Source organism: Gordonia sp. SMJS1 (assembly GCF_029866425.1).
Classification (GTDB): Bacteria; Actinomycetota; Actinomycetes; order Mycobacteriales; family Mycobacteriaceae; genus Gordonia; species Gordonia hongkongensis.
In genome coordinates, this window is the sequence record NZ_CP123381.1 from 3,026,741 (window position 1) to 3,044,409 (window position 17,669).

Genomic DNA, 17,669 nt, shown 5'->3' on the forward strand with positions numbered 1-17,669 from the left:
CGGACGGACCCGATCACCACTTACACTCACGCTGATGCTCGAAATCTCCTATACGGTCTTGGGCGGCCTCGGGGCTCAGATCGGTTCCGACCCCGTCGAACTCGGCACGCGCAAGCAGCGGGCGACACTCGCTCAGCTGATTCTCGCCGAGGGTGTTCCGGTGCGCGCCGACAGTCTGATCGAGGGCATCTGGGGCGATTCGCCTCCGGAGCGCGCCGAGGTGTCGCTCCAGTCCTACATCTCGGGCCTGCGCAAAGTCCTCGAGCCGCATCGAAAGCCTCGGACTCCCTCCACGGTCCTGCTCACCCACGGGACGGGGTACAGCCTCCCGACGGCCGCCGACAACGTCGACGTGCGCAGGCTGACCGCCCGGGTCGGCGATGCTCGTGCATTGATGCAACAGGGCGACGCGGCGGGTGCCGCACCGCTGCTGCACCAGGTGCTCGCCGACTATCGTCCCCTGCTCCCCGAGTTCGAGGGCCTCGCCTTCCGGGACGAGGCCGCCGATCACCTCGACCGCATGCTGCAGGCGGCGCGGGAGATGTCCTTCGAGGCCCGCATGGCCGACGGCGACCACCGCCTGCTCGTCACCGAACTGGAGACCGAGGTCGAACGCGCGCCGCTCGACGAGGGCTTGTGGGTGCTGTTCGCCACCGCCCTCTACCGACTCGGCCGTCAGTCCGACGCACTCGGGGCGATCGCCACCGCCCGCCGGACCCTCGCCGAGGAGATCGGCGTCGACCCGGGACCCCGTCTCCGCACCCTCGAACGCGACATCCTCGACCACGCTCCGCATCTCGACGCCCCGGCCGCCACCGCCGCGGGCAAGGTGACGCTTGCGCCGGACGTCCCGGCACCGGGCCCGCGGACGTCGACGCAGTCGATGACGGACGAATCGGTCGACGACGTCGACCTCGACGACGCCCCGTCCGTGGTCGGCCGGACCGACGAACTCGCCGCCTTGCATCGGGCGGTGCTCGCCTCGATGACAGGACACGGCGGCGTGGTCGTGGTCGAGGGCGAACCGGGCGCGGGCAAGACGGCGCTCATCGACGAAGCCGGCCGTCGGGCCGCGGGCGCCGCCGACCTCCGGGTCCTGTGGGGGCGCTGCGTCGACGACCCGGCCGCACCCTCGATGTGGCCGTGGGTGCAGATCCTCGGTGCGGTCCTCCCCCGGCTCGACCCCGCCGATCGGGAACGACTCCTCGACAGTCCACTCGGCCGGATGGTGACCGAGGGCGTCAACGTGATCCCGCCGCCCCGGCAGATGCCGGACGCGGCCGCTCGATTCCAGTTCTACGACCAGGCCGCCGATCTCCTCGAGGGGGTGGCCGCGACGTCGAAGCTGATCATCGTGCTCGACGATCTGCAGTGGGCCGACGGTGCGTCTCTGGAGTTGTTCGCGCACATGGCCGCACGACGCACCGCCGGGGTCACGTTCTTCGCCTCGTTGCGTTCGCCGTCGAACCGGCCCGTCGTCGCCACCACCCTGGCGACGCTGGCCCGGTTGCCGGAGCATCGCCGCCTCCACGTCGGCCCGCTCGGCGGCGACGACATCTCCGAGCTCATCCGGCGCGAGACCCGGCAGTGGCCGGAGGTCGCCACCGTGTCGTCGATCCAGCGACGCACCGGAGGCAACGCCTTCTTCGTGCGCGAGCTCGCCCGCATCCTGGCCGACCGGGGGTCCATCGCGGGCAGCGCCGTCCCGTCCGGCATCCGTGATGTGGTGCGCCAGCGACTGGTCGGCATGTCCGCGGCGACGACCGAACTGCTCGAACTCGCGTCCCTCATCGGGACCCGCGTGGACCTGGTCCTGCTGGCGACCGCCGCGAAGCGCCCGGTGGACGAGGCGCTCGACCTCCTCGAACCCGCGGGCGAGGCGGGTGTCATCGATCTCGGACCGGACGACCCGTTCGGATTCGGCTTCAGTCACGACATCATCCGGGAGGCGATCGCGGACGGCATCTCGGCCATGCGGGCCCGGCGACTGCATCTCGCGGTCGCCGACGCCCTCGCCGGCAACTCCTCGCCGCATGCCGTGGCGAGAGTCGCGCGGCATCTGTGGTCCGCCGGGCCGCTGGCCGACCGCGAGCGCACCACGACCGCCCTCCTCGCGGCGGGGAACATCGCCCTGCGCACCTACGATTTCGACGGGGCCCGCCGGCATCTCGGGGATGCGGCGACACTCGCCCGCGCGACCGGCGACCAGCAGGCGGAGCTCGTCGCGATCACCACCCAACTGGCCGGAGACGTCGCGGCGCACGGGTACTTCGCCGCCGATCCCGAGCTGCAGGACCGCGCCCGTGTACTCGCCTCCGCCCTCGGCGACGCCCGGCTCCTCGCCACCCTCGACTACGCCCGCTGTGCGGCCCACATCCAGATCGCGGATACACACACCGGGCACCGCCTCGCGGAGGATCTGCGTCGCGCGCCGAGAGATCCGACGACCCGGTCGTCACCCATCTGGGCATGCACGCCGCCGGCATCGACGAGTTCACACGCGGCAATTTCGGTGCGGCGCATCGCATCTTGGAGGACTATGCGCCGATCGACGTCGTCGTCGACGGTCTCCGCGACGATCAGCTCGCGATGGCCCGCGGTTTCCGCGCCTGGGCGGTGACCGTGCATCGCGGTGTCGACGCCGGCCGAGACCTCTTCGCCGCGATGGCCGATGCCCATCCCGATCCACGGTCCCGGCTCGCCATGGCCATCTTCGCCGTCGGCGCGGCGTCGATGCTCGGCGACACGAGGTGGGTTCTGGACGCGGGCCCGGCCATCACGTCCGACGGCGTCGGACCCCTCGCCTACCTCCGTCGCGGCGGCGAACGCATGTACTGGTGGGCGCGCGCCCTCACCGGCGACCTCGACGACGCCCTGGAGCACATCGAGCGACTGGGTGCCGACGAGGTCGGCATGGAGGATCACCCGCGGACAGGTGAGGGCTACTGGCTGGGTCTGCACGCCGAGGTCCTCGTCGTTGCCGGCAAGCTCACCGACGCCGCCACACTGCTCGACCGGGCCGACGACTTCGCCGACCGCACCGGTGAACGCTATGCCGACGCCCACCGCCTCCTCGTACGCGCACGTTACGAGTACGCCAACGGGCGTCCGGCATCCGTGGTCGGCGCCACGCTGGCGACCGCGCGCGACACCGCCCGCGCGCAGGAGGCGGACGGGTTGATCCGACGGATCGACTCACTGGCCACGACCTGGGGTCTGACGTCCCCGACCTGAGTCGCCAAGTCCGCCTCAAGTCGCCTTCAAGCGCCGTCGGCGACCCTGGTCAGGACTCCGGCGTCGTCCGGAGCCCGACGAATTCCGCCGGATCGTTCCGGCCGCGACCGAGGACCTGCCGATGCCCGCAACACCCGCCTCCTCCCTGCCCGAGCACGCCGAGCGCCTCACCGTCCGGACCCGTACCTCGGTCCTCGCGCAACTACGCGACAGGATCGCCGGCGACGTCTTCGGCCCCGGCGATGCCGGCTACCTCGACGCGCGATCCGGCTTCAACCGGCTCGACGTGCACCGCCCGGCCGTGATCGCCGTGCCCGACAATCATTTCGACGTGGTCGAGGCGGTCCGCTTCGCCGTCGAGGAAGATCTACGCGTCGCCGTCCAGGCGACCGGTCACGGCACGGGGAGACCGGCCGACGGCGGACTGCTGATCAACACCTCCCGGCTCTCGTCGGTGAGCGTCGACCCCGTCACCCGGACCGCCCGGGTCGGCGCCGGCGCCCCATGGCGAACGGTCGTCGACGCGGCGGCGCCGTACGGTCTCGCGCCACTGATGGGCTCGGCCGGCGGGGTCGGGGCGGTCGGTTACACGCTCGGGGGCGGTTTCGGCTGGCTCGGTCGACGCCACGGCCTCTCGTCGGACCGCGTGCTCTCGTTCGACCTGGTGACTCCGGACGGGACACCGATCCGGGTCACCGATACCAGTTTCCCGCACCTCTTCTGGGCGTTGCGCGGCGCCGGCGCCGGCGGTCTCGGTGTCGTGACGTCCATGGAGATCGCGCTCGTCGAAGTGTCGACCGTGTACGCCGGCAATGTCTTCTATCCGGCCGCCGACGCCGAGGAGATCATCCGCCGGTTCCGCGACTGGGCGCCCGCCCAGTCCGAGGAGCTGACGTCGGCCGTCGCGATTCTCAACCTCCCGCCCACGGACGACGTCCCGGCGCCGCTCCGCGGCCGGAGCTTCGCCGTCGTGCGCGGCTGCTGGTCCGGGGATCTCGACGCCGGTCGCGCGGTCGTCGACGAATGGCGCGAGTGGCGGACGCCGGTCGTCGACATGTGGGGTGCGCTGCCGTTCGCGGCGATCGACGCCGTCAGCATGGACCCGACCGAGCCGATGCCGGTGATGGTCACCACCGAATGGTTCGACGATCTCCCCGACGAGGCCGTCGACATCGTCGCCGCGCGGGTCCGGCCGGCCCCGGCGTCGGCGCCGCTCATCGTGTGCGGCGAGATCCGCCACGCCGGTGGAGCGATCGCTCGCAGCGCGGACAACGCGCCCAACGATCGGGGGCGACAGGGCCGGTTCCTACTCGAACTCGTTGCGGCGGTGCCCGATCCGCACGTCGCATTGGCCGTCGAGTCGACGTTGCGGGTGACCCGCGCCGAGCTCGAGCCCTACGTGACCGGCGCCGCCTACCTCAACTTCACCTCGGGCTCCGAACGCGTCGCCCGGGCCGCGGACGCGTTCAGCGCGGACAACCGTCGCCGGCTCGACGAGATCAAGGCCGCCCTCGACCCGGCGAATCGCTTCTGTCACGGCGACCTGTGATCGGCCGACCGGACGGCGCACTTGCCCCGGGTGGCCGGATGTGGACTGATGGTCGGCATGTCTGAACCGTCCGAACCCCGGCACGATCGCACCCCAAACGACCGGCCCCTGCTCGTCGTGGACGCCGCCAACGTCGTGGGTTCGGTGCCCGACGGGTGGTGGCGCGATCGCCGCGGAGCCACCGAACGGTTGCGGACGCGTCTCGAGTCCGTCGCCGTCGGCGGACTCGAAGGACTGCCGGGGCCACTCGAGGTGGTGCTGGTCGTCGAGGGTCGGGCCCGCGGTGTCGTGGCGAGCGAACAGGTCCGAATCGTCGACGCGCCGGGTTCGGGGGACGACACGATCGTCGGCGTCGTCGCGGATTCGGATCCTCGTCGCGAGCGCATCGTGGTCACCGCCGACCGTGAATTGCGGGCCAGAGTCGCGCAACTCGGCGCCCAGACGATCGGCCCCGCCGCCATCCCGAGATGACCGGGGCCGGAATCAACCGTCGTCTTGACGTCCGATTTCTCCGTTCTGGTGCGGTGGGATGGCACCCGCCCGATAATCCTCAGAGTGTCGGCGACTGCCGACAACGGGAGGATTCCATGACCGAAGTCGATGTCCTGATCGCCGGCGCCGGCCCCATCGGCTTGACCGCCGCCATCGAGCTGCGCAGGCGCGGAGTTCGCGTGCGGATCGTCGATCCGCTCCTCGAACCCCCGCAGTACGCCAAGGCGGTCGGCATCCAACCGCGGACGCTCGAGGTCTTCGAGAGCATGGGCGTCGTGGGACAGGTGCTCGACGCCGGGCTCGAGATGCGCGGACAACTCGTCTACGTCAACGGAAGTCAGGTCTCGCGGGTCGATCTGTCGACGCCACCCGACGTGCCTTACCGATTCCACCTGCTCCCCCAGTACGCGACCGAGCGCATCCTCCGTGAGCGCCTGACCGATCTGGGTACCGAGATCGACCGGGGCACCGCCGTGTCCGCGTTCGACCAGGACGCGGACGGGGTGACCGTGACCCTGACGGGTCCGGACGGGGACACCACCATCCGTGCGGGCTATCTGCTCGGCGCGGACGGCGCCCACAGCGTGGTGCGCAAAGGACTCGGACTGTCCTTCGAAGGGGCCGCCTTCACCGAGCAGTATATGCTCGGCGACGTCGTGGCGGACTGGTCGATGCCCCAGGGGTACGCGATCCGCTCGATGCACCAGACCGCGGACGGCACGACCGACGACCAACTGGTGTGCATCCCCCTTCCCGGCCGCGGCCGCTACCGGATGTCGATGCTCGTCCCCGACGAACTCGCGGTCGCACCGACCACCGGCGGAGACGGTGTGGCGCACGGTTTCGAGGGAACCCGGGCGCCGGAACTGTCCCACATCCAGGCCGTGGTCGACCGCCTCGCACCGGAACCCGCGACGGTGTCGAACCTGCGCTGGTCCTCGGTGTTCCGGATCAGTCACCGCATCGTCGATTCCTACGGTCGTGAACGCGTGTTCGTCGCCGGCGACGCCGCCCACATCCATCCGCCCACGGGGGCGCAGGGGATGAACACCGGCGTGCAGGATGCACACAACCTCGCCTGGAAGCTCGCCCTCGCCGTCGCGGGTGTCGGCTCCGACAGGCTCCTCGACAGCTACGACCTCGAACGTCGGCCCGTCGGCGAGGAGGTCGTGGGACGCACGGTCCGGGACGCCCGCGAAGGCATCGGCACCGATTCCAACGACTTGGACTTCATCATGCGGCGCGAGGGCCAATTGCTGATCTCCTACGCCGACAGTCCGCTCGTCGCCGGGTCGGCGGTACCCACGGCGCCGGCCGCACCGCGCGCCGGTGAACGCGCACCGGATGCCGCCGGCCTCAGCCGCGATTCCGTCAATTTCCCGCTGCGACTGTTCGACGTGATCGGCGGCGTCGACCATTCGCTCGTCCTGTACGCCGACCCCACCGCCGGCGCCGACGAGGTCGCGGTGCTCGAATCACTCGCCGACGAGATGTCGGCGAAAGCGCACGGCCACATCGACATTCATGTGATCGCCGCGCCGACCGCGCAGGTCGGCAGCACCGAACTACCGCTGCTCCGGGACACCGACGGCCGCTTCACCGATGGCTACCGCCCCGACGGTTCGACGGTGTTCGTCATCCGGCCCGACGGGTATGTCGGGTACCGCGGGCCGACCACCGACGGCAAGGCCGCGCTGCGTCATCTCGAGGGCACCTTCGGGTAGCGCCGGCACCTCGTACCGGCGCGCGGCCGTGTCGTTCGATCTCTGTCGGCCGGGGCCACCGGCCGCGCACGCCGTAACCTTGGGGATCGTGACCAGCAGACCGGCACCCAACCGCCCCCTGTTCCGGGCCGCGGGCGCGCTCGCCGACCGCATCGGCACCTCGGTCCGGCAGCGCTCCGCCGACTCACGTCTCGGCCGCGCGATGGGTGCCGGCGAGGTGATCTACCTGGTGGCGCCGGCCGGCCACCCGAACTACGGCGACGAACTGATCGCGAGAACCTGGTTGCGGCACCTGACCCGGGTGCGTCCGAACGCCACGATCGTGCTGGACTGCCACAGCCCGGGCACGGCCACGACGCTGCTGCGCGATGCCCACCCGAACATGCTCGTCGTCGACACCCTGTGGCAATTGACCACTTACGCCGCGGAGGCCGAACAACCCGCGCCCTGGGAGTGGGTCGGCGCCGCCGCCCTCGACTCAGGTCTGGCGCCGCGACTGACCGCCGGGATCGACCTCCTGGAGTCGGCGACCACCATCCACCTCCTGGGCGGCGGCTACCTCAATACCGTGTGGCCACACCATGTCTCGTTGTTCGTCGCAGCTGCTGCGGTGGCCCGGCGCTCCGGGGCGCGCCTCGCCGCGACGGGTCAGGGACTCGTTCCCGCGCTGCAGGGCGCCGCGTGGGCGGCGTTGACCGAGGCGTTCGCCGCATTCGACGTCGTGGACGTGCGCGACACCGCGTCGTACGACGTGCTCGACGGCGTCGTCGGCGCACGGCATTCCGGCGACGACGCGTGGCTCGCCTTGCACCGACCGCGACCTCCGCTGTATCGCGAGATGGATGCACCGGCCGAGAACGGCGTCGTCCTGTGCCTGCAGTCCGATCTCACCGAGCGGTTCACCGGACCGCGGGCGACCGGCGTCGAAGCCCTGGCCGACTTCGTGCGGGCGACGCTCGACGCGTGGGACGTACCCGGTTCGGCGGTCACCGTCGTCGAGGGAATCCCGGGGCACGACAACGAGGTTCCCTACCGGCTCGGAACACGACTGGCCGGCGCCACCGTGCTCACCTTCCGCGACGTCTGGAACGACGGGCTGCCCGCCGGACACCGCAGCACCTGGATCAGCACCCGGTTCCACCCGCACCTGATGGCCGCGGCCGCCGGCGACCCCGGGATCGCGGTGGTGGCGATGCCGGGTTACTACACCACCAAACATCGATCACTGGTCGAGGCCGGCTCGGACTGGACCGTGGTGGATTCCGGTACGTCCGTCCCGGAGCGGCCGCACGGGCGGGGTTTCGACCCGGTGGCGCGGGAGCGGGCCGTCGCCGCGAAGCTCGCCACGGCCGTCGACATCTACCCGGTCTCGCCGGCGCTGGCGCACCGCATCTGACACACCCGCCCCGGAGGTTGTCCCATTTGCGCCAAGTCGCCTCGGTGCGCCGACCTCCCGTTAGAGTGACCACATGAGCCGAAACCCCGTGCGCGCCAGGGCCCTCCTCCGCATGGCGACGATCGGCGCCGCGGCCGTACTCGGCCTCGCCGCATGCTCACCCTCGGAGACGGCATCCGGTGCGGGATCGTCGAGTGCAGCGCCCGGCTCGGGTCAGACGACCTCGGTGCCGGCCGACACCGCGGCGGCGTTCCAGAAGGCGATCGACGACACCCGGGCCGCCGGGAATCTCCCCGGCGTCATCGCCCGGGTCATCTCACCGGCCGGAACCTGGACGGGGACATCCGGGGTCCGGGCGGCCGGCGGGGACGATCCCATCCAGACGGCCGATCACACCCGCATCGGCTCGCTCACCAAGACGATGACCGCCACCCTGCTGCTGCAGCTTGTCCAAGAGGGCCGCGTCTCGCTCGACGACCGCATCGACAGGTTCGTCCCGGACGCCCCCAACGGCAGCGCGACGCTGCGCCAGGTCGCCGACATGACCAGCGGCATCCCGTCGTACACCGCGTCCGAGTCCTTCGACCGGAAGTTCTTCGCCGACCCCGAATCCGTCTGGACGCCCACCGAACTGGTGGACACCGCGAAGGCGCTGCCACCGAGCTTTCCGCCGGGGCAGGGCTGGGAGTACTCCAACACGAATTACGTCCTGCTGGGCCTGGTCATCGAGAAGGTGCTGGCGAAACCCATCGGCGAGGTGTTCGCCGACCGGATCTTCACCCCCTTGGGCATGGACGAGTCCTCGTGGCCCGGCGGGTCGGTCGAGATCCCCGATCCACATCTCGACGGCCTCACCGATCAGGGTCAGCCCGACGGGCAGACGGTCGACTCGACGCGCCGGAATCCGTCCTTCGCGTCCACCGCCGGTGCCGTCATCTCGACCGTCGACGACCTCCAGACCTGGGGTGAGGCCCTGTTCACCGGGCAGGGCGTCCTGAATCCGCCGACCCAGCAACTGCGCCGGGATTCGATTCTCACCTCGCCGCCGCCGAACACCGCCACCTCCGGATACGGCATCGGTATCGGCAACCGCGACGGATGGTGGGGTCACGACGGTGACTTCCCCGGCTACAACACCTCGTTGTTCCACAACTACGATTCGGACACGACGATCATCATCGTGATCAACACCGACGACGCGATGACGGTCGACGGCAAGTCGACGACCCCCGTCAGCGCCGTCCAGGCCGGCCTCATCGCCGCGCTGCCCTGAGACCCCGGTCCCGGCGTAAGGTCGGCGCATGGCCAGAACAGTCGCGAAAGCCGATGGTGTCGACCGTGCCGAACTGCTGGAGTTCATCCGGCCGCGCCACCACATGATCCTCAGCACCGTCCGTTCCAACGGCAGCCCGCAGATGTCGCCGGTCACCGGTGGGGTCGACGAGCAGGGCCGCATCGTCATCTCGACCTATCCCGGCCGGGCGAAGGCGGCGAACCTCCGGCACACGCCGGTGGCCAGTGTCGTGGTGCTCTCCGACGACTTCAACGGCGCCTGGGTCCAGGTCGACGGTGATGCCGAGGTCCTCGACATGCCCGAGGCCGAGGACGCGCTCGTCGACTACTTCCGCAGCATCTCCGGTGAGCACCCCGATTGGGACGAGTACCGAGCAGCGATGCGAACACAGGGCAAGTCGCTGATCCGCATCACGCCGACGAGGTGGGGTCCGGTGGCCACCGGCGGATTCCCCGCCGAGGTCGCGGCCCGGCTCGACGCGCAGGACCGATGAGCGCACCGGCCCGCCGGACGGACCCGATCGGTTGACCACCGGCGCCGACATCGAGATCCGCGGGTTGACGAAAAGCTATGGCGGACATCGCGTTCTCGACGGCATCGATCTCGAGATACCCGCCGGCAGCGTGACCGCCCTGCTGGGGCCGAACGGTTCCGGCAAGACCACGACCGTCGGCATCGCGTCGACCCTGTTCCCCGCCGACTCGGGGACGGTGACGATCGGCGGATACGACACGGTCGCGCAGACGCGTGCGGTGCGCGCGATGATCGGTGTCACCGGCCAGTCGGTCGCGGTCGACGAGTTGTTCAGCGGGCGGGACAATCTGGTGCTCATGGCCGACCTACGACGGCTGGGCAGACGCAACGGACAGGCCCGCGCCCAGGAGTTGATCGAGCAGTTCGATCTGGTCGCGGCCGCCGACCGCGCGGTGTCGACCTACTCCGGCGGCATGCGTCGGCGCCTCGATCTCGCCATGACTCTGGTGTCCATTCCGCGAGTGATCTTCCTCGACGAACCGACCACGGGTCTCGACCCCAGGAGTCGACGGATGCTGTGGGAGACCATCTCCCGGCTCGCCGCCGAAGGCGTCACGATCTTCCTCACCACGCAGTACCTCGAGGAGGCCGACCAGCTCGCCGACCGCATCGCCGTTCTGGACCACGGCCACATCGTGGCCGAGGGCACCGCCGCCGAATTGAAGAGCCGGGTGCACGACTCCGAGGTGCGCCTGACCTTCGCCGACCGCGACTCCTTCGACAAGGCGGCCTCGCTTCTGCCGGATGCGCGTCCGGTTCCCGAAGCACGACGCCTCGACATCGCGACCGACGACACCGTCACCACTGTCCGGACCACCCTGAACCAGCTGGAGGCCGCCGGCATCACGGTCACCGACGTCGGTGTCCATGCCCCGACCCTCGACGATGTGTTCTTCGCGCTCACCGGCAATCCCGCTTCCGCGGCCGCCGATGCCGACATCGGCGAACCCGGTGCCACCGACCCGGATCCGTCCGGAGCCGCCTCATGACGACCCTGGCACACACGGTGTCGGATTCGCGGGTCATGGTCCGCCGCAACGTTCGGCGGCTCATCAAGTTCCCGGTGCTCACCGTGATGCTGGTCGGCATCCCGGTGGTCTTCCTGCTGCTGTTCGTCTTCGTGTTCGGGGGCCAGCTCGGCGCCGGGATGACCACGCAGTCCGGCGACAGCGGGCGGGCCGCCTACCTCGACTATGTGGTGCCCGGAATCCTGCTGGTCACCGTCGCGTCGGCGGTCCAGGGCACCGCCATCGTCGTTGCCATGGACATGACCTCGGGGATCATCAACCGCTTCCGCACCATGGACATCGCTCGCTCCGCTGTCCTCACCGGTCACGTACTCGCCAGCCTCCTGCAGGCGCTGTTCAGCATCGTCGTGGTGCTGGCCGTCGCCGTCGCGATCGGATTCCGGCCGTCGGCCGGTCCGCTCGACTGGCTGGGCGCGCTCGGCGTGACCACCGTGTTCTCCGTCGCGCTGATCTGGCTGTCGGTCTATCTCGGGCTGGCGGCCAAGAGCGTCGAGACCGCCAGCAACACACCGATGTTCCTCACGATCCTGCCGTTCCTCAGCACGGGTTTCGTACCGGCCGAATCCCTACCCGCCGGCCTGAGGCAATTCGCCGAGTATCAGCCCTTCACCCCCGTCATCGAGGTCCTGCGCGGAACCCTCACCGACGCCCCGGTCCCCACCGCGAATGTTGTCGCCTCGCTCGCCTGGAGTCTCGCCATCGGCGGGGCCGCATACTTTCTCGCGCTCCGAACCTATGAGCGGCGACGCATTCCCGGATAGTGTCGAGGGCGTGCCCGAGAAGGTGGACTTCAAGAAGACGCTGGACTCGTACAAGGCCCGGCGCGGCCACTTCCGCATTCTCGACGTTCCGGCCAGGCGCTACCTGATGATCGACGGATCGGGCGATCCCAACTCGACACCACAGTTCGCGGCGTCGATCGAGACGCTGTATCCGGTAGCGTACAAGCTGAAGTTCGCAAGCAGTCGTGAACTCGGCCGTGACTACGTCGTCCCGCCACTCGAGGGGCTCTGGTGGGCCGACGACATGAGCACCTTCACCGGCGCCCGGGACAAGGGCCGCTGGAGGTGGACGCTCATGCTGATGGTCCCCGAGTGGATCGGCGAGGACCTGCTCGACGCCGCTGTTCTCGAGGCCGGCGCGACGAAGCCGCCGCCGCGTCTCGCCGATCTACGCACGGAGTCGCTGGACGAGGGGTCGTGTGTTCAGACGCTGCACCACGGGCCGTTCGACGACGAGGGGCCGGTGCTGGCCGAGATGCACGATCGGTTCATACCCGACAACGGCTTACGCATGTCGGGCCGTCACCATGAGATCTACTTCAGCGACTTCCGCCGAGTAGCTCCCCAGAAACTTCGGACCCTGCTGCGTCAACCGGTCGAATCCACCATCGTCCCGTAGCGAAAGATGGCTTATCGCAGGGTTTCTCGCTACGGAGTCCCGATGGCCGGCGTCCATCCGAGTGCCGGTCCGAGCTGCCCGGCGAGATCACCCACGATCTGCAGGTAGTCCGGCTCGTCGAAGGAGAACGGCAACGCGAAGGCCACCTCGGTGGCGCGTTGGAATCCCGCGTGCTCATACAGTCTCTCGGCGAGTTCATCGGACGGTCCGACGAGATCCGGCGAGAACAGGAGGCCCCGCGGGCCCTGCGGGGTGAGCGTGCGCTCGAACCGACTGTCGGCATACGCCCGGTACTTGCGGATCTGGTCCGCGGTCGCGGAATCCGTGGGGATCACCACGAGCCCTTGGGACACGCGCGCACGGTCGGGATCGACTTGATGGGCACGGTAGGCGTCGATGTGTTCGGCCTGGATGGTCGCGAAGTCGCGCGACTCCGTGCCCTCGGTGGTCACCACCGACGAGGTCAGATAGTTGATGCCTTGCCGGCCCGCCCAGATCGCCGAGCTCAATCCACCTCCGTACCAGACCCGATCGGCGAGACCCGGCGAATGCGGTTGCACCCGTCGGGAGAACGTCTCTATCCCGACGGTGCCCTCGAAGTCGCTGACGGGTTCGCCCCGCAGGTTGTCCAGGAGCCTCACCACCCGGTCCTTCGAGAAGTTCTCGAGCGCATGGGTTTCGGGGTACAGCGCGGTCTTGAAGTCGTCGTAGCGCATCGGCACACCGACGGAGACCCCCGGGTTGAGCCGTCCCCCGCTGAGGATGTCCCCCGTCGCCAGGTCTTCGGCCAGCCGCAGCGGATTCTCCAGACCGAGCGGGATCACCGCGGTACCGAGCTCGATACGGCTGGTGCGCACCGCCGCGGCCGCCAGCAGGGCCACCGGCGAGGAGATGCCGTACTGCAGGTGCCGGTTGCGCACCCACACGCTGTCGAAGCCGAGTTGCTCGGCCAGCTCGATCATCCGGAGCGTCTCGAGGTGACCGGGGCGCGGGTCGTCACCGTCGAAGCGTCCGATCGTCAGGAAACCGAGCTTCCGGAGTGGTTCACCGCGTCGTGGCATGCAATCGATCTTCACACCGTCTGGCAGCGGAGACATGTCGGCGAATCAGGGTGGGTCGAATTCTCTGGAGGTCACACCGGCGCGCGCCGCGTCTATAGTCGGGGCACACCGTCGCCGACCGAACGGATCGCCATGCCGCCCACTGTCGCGGAGAGGATCGTCGAGGAACTCGAGCGCGCCGGAGTCCGGCACGTCCACGGGTTGCCCGGTGATTCACTCAACGGTTTCACCGATGCCCTGCGGAGAAACGACACCATCTCGTGGCAACATGTGCGACACGAGGAGTCGGCGGCGTTCGCCGCGTCCGCCGAAGCCGCGCTCACCGGTGAACTGGCGGTGTGCGTGGGAAGTTGCGGGCCCGGCAACCTGCACCTGATCAACGGACTGTTCGACGCACACCGCAGTCGTGTCCCGGTCCTCGCGATCGCCGCGCACATCCCGGCGACGGAGATCGGCACCGGCTACTTCCAGGAGACCCACCCCGAGCAGCTGTTCCGGGAATGCAGCGCCTTTTGCGAGATGGTCGGCACGCCCGACCAGATGCCGCGCCTCCTCGACATCGCCCTGCGCACCGCGGTCGAGAAACAGGATGTGGCGGTCCTCGTCATCCCGGGCGAGACCTTCCTGGCGCCGTGCCCGAAACGACGCGCCGGCGCCCCCATCCGCCGTATCCCGCGGGTCACCCGGCCCACCGATGCCGAGATCGCCCGCGCCGCAGACACTCTCAACGCCGCCGAGCGCGTGACGATTCTCGCCGGGGCGGGGGTGCAGGGGTCCCACGACGAGGTCGTCGAGCTCGCCCGTGCCCTGCAGGCCCCCGTCGTGCACGCGTTGCGGGGCAAGGAATTCATCGAGTACGACAACCCCTACGACGTGGGAATGACCGGGCTGCTCGGCTTCTCGTCCGGATACCGGGCGATCGAGAAGTGCGACACACTGCTCATGCTGGGCACCGACTTCCCCTATGAACAGTTCTATCCGTCGAAGGCGACCATCATCCAGGTCGACATCCGTGGCGAGCAGATCGGTCGACGCTGCCCCGTCGACGTGCCACTCGTCGGCGATGTCGGCGACACCTCCCGTGCGCTCCTGCCGAAGATCTCCACCGGCCGCGACTCCGAACACCTGTCGACCTCGTTGGCGCACTACGCCACGGCACGTCGCCGCCTCGACGACCTCGCCGACAACGACCGCAACCGGGCACCGATCCACCCGCAGTACCTGACTCGCCTGATCAGCGAGAAAGCCGACCGCGACGCGGTGTTCATCCCCGACGTCGGCTCACCGGTGGTGTGGGCGGCGCGCTACCTCGAGATGAACGGGGCCCGTCGCCTGATCGGCTCGTTCACCCACGGCTCGATGGCCAATGCCGTGTCCCAGGCGATCGGCGCACAGACCGCGTTCCCGGACCGCCAGATCGTGGCGCTCGCCGGCGACGGCGGGCTCGCGATGCTGCTCGGCGAGCTGCTGACCATCTCGCAGAACAACCTGCCGGTGAAGATCGTCGTCTTCGACAACTCGTCGCTGAACTTCGTCGAGGTCGAGATGAAGGCGGCCGGGTTCGTGAACTACGGAACCGATCTGGAGAATCCGGACTTCGCCGCGCTGGCGGAGTCGCTCGGTATCCGCGGTCGGCGCGTCGAGCGGCCGGACGACCTGTCCGGTGCGGTCGACGAGTTCCTCGCCCACGACGGTCCGGCGCTACTCGATGTCGTCACCGCTCGCCAGGAGCTGTCCATCCCGCCGACGATCACCGCCGCCCAGGCCAAGGGCTTCACGCTCTACGCGCTCCGCACCGTACTGTCCGGACGCGGCGACGAACTGGTCGACCTCGCCGAGACCAATCTCTTCCGGCGGCTGTTCGACTAGGCGTTTCGGTCCGCAGCCACCCGCAGGCCGAGAATCGCTTCGGTGACACCGGCTGTCCAGGTGGACGTGTCGACACGGTGAACGGCCGACTCCCCCGCATACGCGCTCGATATGACGACGTCCGGGGCAAGAGTGGCCAGCAGTTCGAGGCTCCCCGCGAGCTGGACGGGGTCACTGATGCCCGGGAGATACCCGGCGGTCCACCGCCCCGACTCGCTTCGATAGAGGGTGTCCCCGGTGAACAGGTAGCGGTCGCCGTCGGCGCCGTGCACCAGGTAGCTCGTGCTACCCGGGGAATGGCCGGGTGTCGGGATCGCCTCGACCCCGTTGCCGTCCGTGTGCCGGTCCGCGAGCCCCACCCCGATCCGCGCGTAGCGGCCGATCCGGTCCGCTTCGGCGGCAGGAGCGTGCAGTGTCGTCCCGAATCGTTCGTTAATCGCGGCCAGCAGCGGCCCGGCCTCATCCTGATGCGACAGATATTGCTCGTCGATCCCGCCCAGGCGGTAGAGCTCATCGAACTCGGAATCCGACGCAACCGAGTAGAAGAGGACATTTCGAGTCGACCTCCACAGGTAGGCATGCGTGGTCAGTCCCGGAAACGGGTTGTCGGAGCTGGTCTCCCACAGGTCGGCGAATACGCGGCGCATCGATACCTCCTCGGGTTGGTTGAATCTCCCACCACGGTGCAACTTCGAGTTCACTTGAAGTCAAGACGCCGTTGCCGACTGGTCAGCAGAGCACCGCGGGTGATACACATCTAGGAATCCGTCTCACGTCAGGAGTCCCCGTGTCCACCTCGCTGCCACCCGATACTCCTGCCTTTCCGGCGGCGGTCGCCTATGAGTCCGCGATGACCAACCAGCGTCTGCGAGGCGTGCGGGCGCTGGTACGGCAGTTCACCCGCAAAGACCTCTTCCCGGAGCCGGAAAACCTACGCACCTTCGCCGAGGACATGTTCCGCACCGACCCCGTGGCCGAACGTTTCGTCGACGAGGTCTACGGCACGTTGGGCGGTGAGGCGGCCCGGGCCCTGCTCGATCAGGCACTCACCGACGGCCTGGACAGCATCGACGATCCCCCGCCGGCACTGGTCGACCTGTTCGAGGAATTCGAGACGGTGCCCGACTGGGTCGACCCCGAGCTGATCGCGGAGGGCGAGGCCATCTGGCGCCGGTGGGGTACCGGCCTGTTCAGCGTTGCCGGGGGATCACCCTGGAGATGTACACCGAGGCCGCGGTCGCGAAACCGCTCTCGCTGGCCGGGGGCTATGCGGGCGACAACGCTCTGCGCCGGTTCCTGGAGACCTCGCGTTTCTGGATCGACGTCTCGCAACCCGACGCGTTGCTCACGCCGGGGTCGCAGGGTCGTGCGACGGCGATGCGGGTACGCATCATGCACGTGTGGGTCCGGCGCACCGTCGCCGAACACCCGGAATGGGACCGCCAACGCTGGGGCGACCCGATCAGTCAGTCCTACCAACTACTGACCCTGCTGGGCGGCAGCGTGGTGCCCGCGATGGCGCTGTGGCTGACCGGAGTACAGACGACACCCCGCGAGATCCGCGTCCTGCTGCACTATCAGCGCTACCTCGGCCACCTACTCGGGGTGCGCACGCAGTGGTATCCGGAAACGATCGCCGACTCGTTGCGATTGCTGGCCTTCGTCACGTCCACCCGCACCTACGACGCCGGGGCCGACGGCGCAGAGCTCATCGAGTCGTTCCCGGCCGCGTTCGCGAAGAGCGGGTCGACCGGCTTGCAGCGGTTGCGCGGCACATACAACGCGGCGATGTACGCGGCGTACTCGAGCATCTACATGCTGCCCACGACGCGGCTGCGCTACCGGATGCCCAGTCCGGTTCCGGGGATGCTCGTCATCGTGCTCCGACTACCGGTGGTGATCGTCGTCGAAACCACCCGTCGACTCTCACCTCGATTCCGTCGACTTCACGAGAAGTGGATGTGCCGCCATCGGGAGAACTGGCACGACTGGCAGACCTCGGGTCGCCCGGCCGAGTACGCCCACGGGAAAGGTCTCCGGCGCTGACCGCGGTGTCGGAGAGTTACTCCAGAGTTGGACTCGAATGC

General features: G+C 69.1%; 14 protein-coding genes and 1 pseudogene. 13 read left to right on the forward strand and 2 right to left on the reverse strand.

Annotated features, from left to right (window positions below):
* Positions 1–34 precede the first annotated feature (34 nt).
* The 11 genes from QAD21_RS13910 to QAD21_RS13960 all read left to right on the forward strand — a co-directional run bounded on the left by QAD21_RS13910 (position 35) and on the right by QAD21_RS13960 (position 12,652).
* Entirely contained in the window at positions 35–2,620 is a 2,586-nt protein-coding gene (locus tag QAD21_RS13910; protein WP_280359729.1) for a BTAD domain-containing putative transcriptional regulator, read from the forward strand.
* Positions 2,530–3,234, forward strand: coding sequence for a hypothetical protein (locus tag QAD21_RS13915; protein WP_280359730.1), 705 nt, complete (start codon positions 2,530–2,532; stop codon positions 3,232–3,234). The genes QAD21_RS13910 and QAD21_RS13915 overlap by 91 nt, the downstream gene beginning before the upstream one ends.
* Before the next feature lie 121 nt (positions 3,235–3,355).
* Positions 3,356–4,783 carry an FAD-binding oxidoreductase gene (locus QAD21_RS13920; protein WP_280359731.1) on the forward strand — a complete coding sequence of 476 codons (1,428 nt, stop codon included), beginning with the start codon at positions 3,356–3,358 and terminating at the stop codon, positions 4,781–4,783.
* Positions 4,784–4,840: 57 nt separating this feature from the next.
* The gene (locus QAD21_RS13925) at positions 4,841–5,254 is read left to right on the forward strand and encodes a hypothetical protein (RefSeq protein WP_280359732.1); all 414 of its coding nucleotides are present in this window, start codon (positions 4,841–4,843) and stop codon (positions 5,252–5,254) included.
* Between the two features lie 116 nt (positions 5,255–5,370).
* On the forward strand, positions 5,371–6,999 hold the full coding sequence (locus tag QAD21_RS13930; RefSeq protein WP_280359733.1) for an FAD-dependent monooxygenase: 1,629 nt from the start codon (positions 5,371–5,373) through the stop codon (positions 6,997–6,999).
* Positions 7,000–7,087: 88 nt separating this feature from the next.
* Positions 7,088–8,395, forward strand: a complete 1,308-nt coding sequence (locus QAD21_RS13935; RefSeq protein WP_280359735.1) for a polysaccharide pyruvyl transferase family protein — start codon at positions 7,088–7,090, stop codon at positions 8,393–8,395.
* A 73-nt stretch (positions 8,396–8,468) separates the two neighbouring features.
* Entirely contained in the window at positions 8,469–9,668 is a 1,200-nt protein-coding gene (locus tag QAD21_RS13940; RefSeq protein ID WP_280359736.1) for a serine hydrolase domain-containing protein, read from the forward strand.
* Positions 9,669–9,696: 28 nt separating this feature from the next.
* Positions 9,697–10,182, forward strand: coding sequence for a PPOX class F420-dependent oxidoreductase (locus tag QAD21_RS13945; RefSeq protein WP_137810022.1), 486 nt, complete (start codon positions 9,697–9,699; stop codon positions 10,180–10,182).
* A gap of 31 nt (positions 10,183–10,213) precedes the next feature.
* Positions 10,214–11,212 carry a daunorubicin/doxorubicin resistance ABC transporter ATP-binding protein DrrA gene (locus tag QAD21_RS13950; RefSeq protein ID WP_068972177.1) on the forward strand — a complete coding sequence of 333 codons (999 nt, stop codon included), beginning with the start codon at positions 10,214–10,216 and terminating at the stop codon, positions 11,210–11,212.
* Positions 11,209–12,012 carry an ABC transporter permease gene (locus QAD21_RS13955; protein WP_280359737.1) on the forward strand — a complete coding sequence of 268 codons (804 nt, stop codon included), beginning with the start codon at positions 11,209–11,211 and terminating at the stop codon, positions 12,010–12,012. The genes QAD21_RS13950 and QAD21_RS13955 overlap by 4 nt, the downstream gene beginning before the upstream one ends.
* 10 nt (positions 12,013–12,022) lie before the next feature.
* Positions 12,023–12,652, forward strand: a complete 630-nt coding sequence (locus tag QAD21_RS13960) for a GyrI-like domain-containing protein (RefSeq protein WP_280359739.1) — start codon at positions 12,023–12,025, stop codon at positions 12,650–12,652.
* A 29-nt stretch (positions 12,653–12,681) separates the two neighbouring features.
* Here the strand turns inward: QAD21_RS13960 and QAD21_RS13965 are convergent, their stop codons facing one another.
* On the reverse strand, positions 12,682–13,713 hold the full coding sequence (locus QAD21_RS13965) for an LLM class flavin-dependent oxidoreductase (RefSeq protein WP_280359740.1): 1,032 nt from the start codon (positions 13,711–13,713) through the stop codon (positions 12,682–12,684).
* A gap of 132 nt (positions 13,714–13,845) precedes the next feature.
* Here QAD21_RS13965 and poxB point away from each other — a divergent pair, with 132 nt between their 5' ends.
* Positions 13,846–15,582 (forward strand): ubiquinone-dependent pyruvate dehydrogenase, encoded by a 1,737-nt coding sequence (gene poxB, locus QAD21_RS13970; protein ID WP_068972175.1) that lies wholly within the window; start codon positions 13,846–13,848, stop codon positions 15,580–15,582.
* On the opposite strand, the gene QAD21_RS13975 is transcribed toward poxB, so the two are convergent.
* The gene (locus QAD21_RS13975; RefSeq protein WP_068972188.1) at positions 15,579–16,229 is read right to left on the reverse strand and encodes an MBL fold metallo-hydrolase; all 651 of its coding nucleotides are present in this window, start codon (positions 16,227–16,229) and stop codon (positions 15,579–15,581) included. The two genes, poxB and QAD21_RS13975, sit on opposite strands and share 4 nt — an antisense overlap.
* A gap of 140 nt (positions 16,230–16,369) precedes the next feature.
* On the opposite strand from QAD21_RS13975, the pseudogene QAD21_RS13980 reads away from it, so the two are divergent.
* A pseudogene (locus tag QAD21_RS13980) lies at positions 16,370–17,628 on the forward strand (oxygenase MpaB family protein).
* The last annotated feature ends 41 nt before the right edge of the window (positions 17,629–17,669 follow it).

Coding starts and splice junctions, on each gene's coding strand:
- QAD21_RS13955 (WP_280359737.1), top strand. CDS start 11,209: ATGACGACCCTGGCACACACGGTGTCGGATTCGCGGGTCATGGTCCGC.
- QAD21_RS13930 (WP_280359733.1), top strand. CDS start 5,371: ATGACCGAAGTCGATGTCCTGATCGCCGGCGCCGGCCCCATCGGCTTG.
- poxB (WP_068972175.1), top strand. CDS start 13,846: ATGCCGCCCACTGTCGCGGAGAGGATCGTCGAGGAACTCGAGCGCGCC.
- QAD21_RS13975 (WP_068972188.1), bottom strand. CDS start 16,229: ATGCGCCGCGTATTCGCCGACCTGTGGGAGACCAGCTCCGACAACCCG.
- QAD21_RS13925 (WP_280359732.1), top strand. CDS start 4,841: ATGTCTGAACCGTCCGAACCCCGGCACGATCGCACCCCAAACGACCGG.
- QAD21_RS13965 (WP_280359740.1), bottom strand. CDS start 13,713: ATGCCACGACGCGGTGAACCACTCCGGAAGCTCGGTTTCCTGACGATC.
- QAD21_RS13920 (WP_280359731.1), top strand. CDS start 3,356: ATGCCCGCAACACCCGCCTCCTCCCTGCCCGAGCACGCCGAGCGCCTC.
- QAD21_RS13910 (WP_280359729.1), top strand. CDS start 35: ATGCTCGAAATCTCCTATACGGTCTTGGGCGGCCTCGGGGCTCAGATC.
- QAD21_RS13940 (WP_280359736.1), top strand. CDS start 8,469: ATGAGCCGAAACCCCGTGCGCGCCAGGGCCCTCCTCCGCATGGCGACG.
- QAD21_RS13945 (WP_137810022.1), top strand. CDS start 9,697: ATGGCCAGAACAGTCGCGAAAGCCGATGGTGTCGACCGTGCCGAACTG.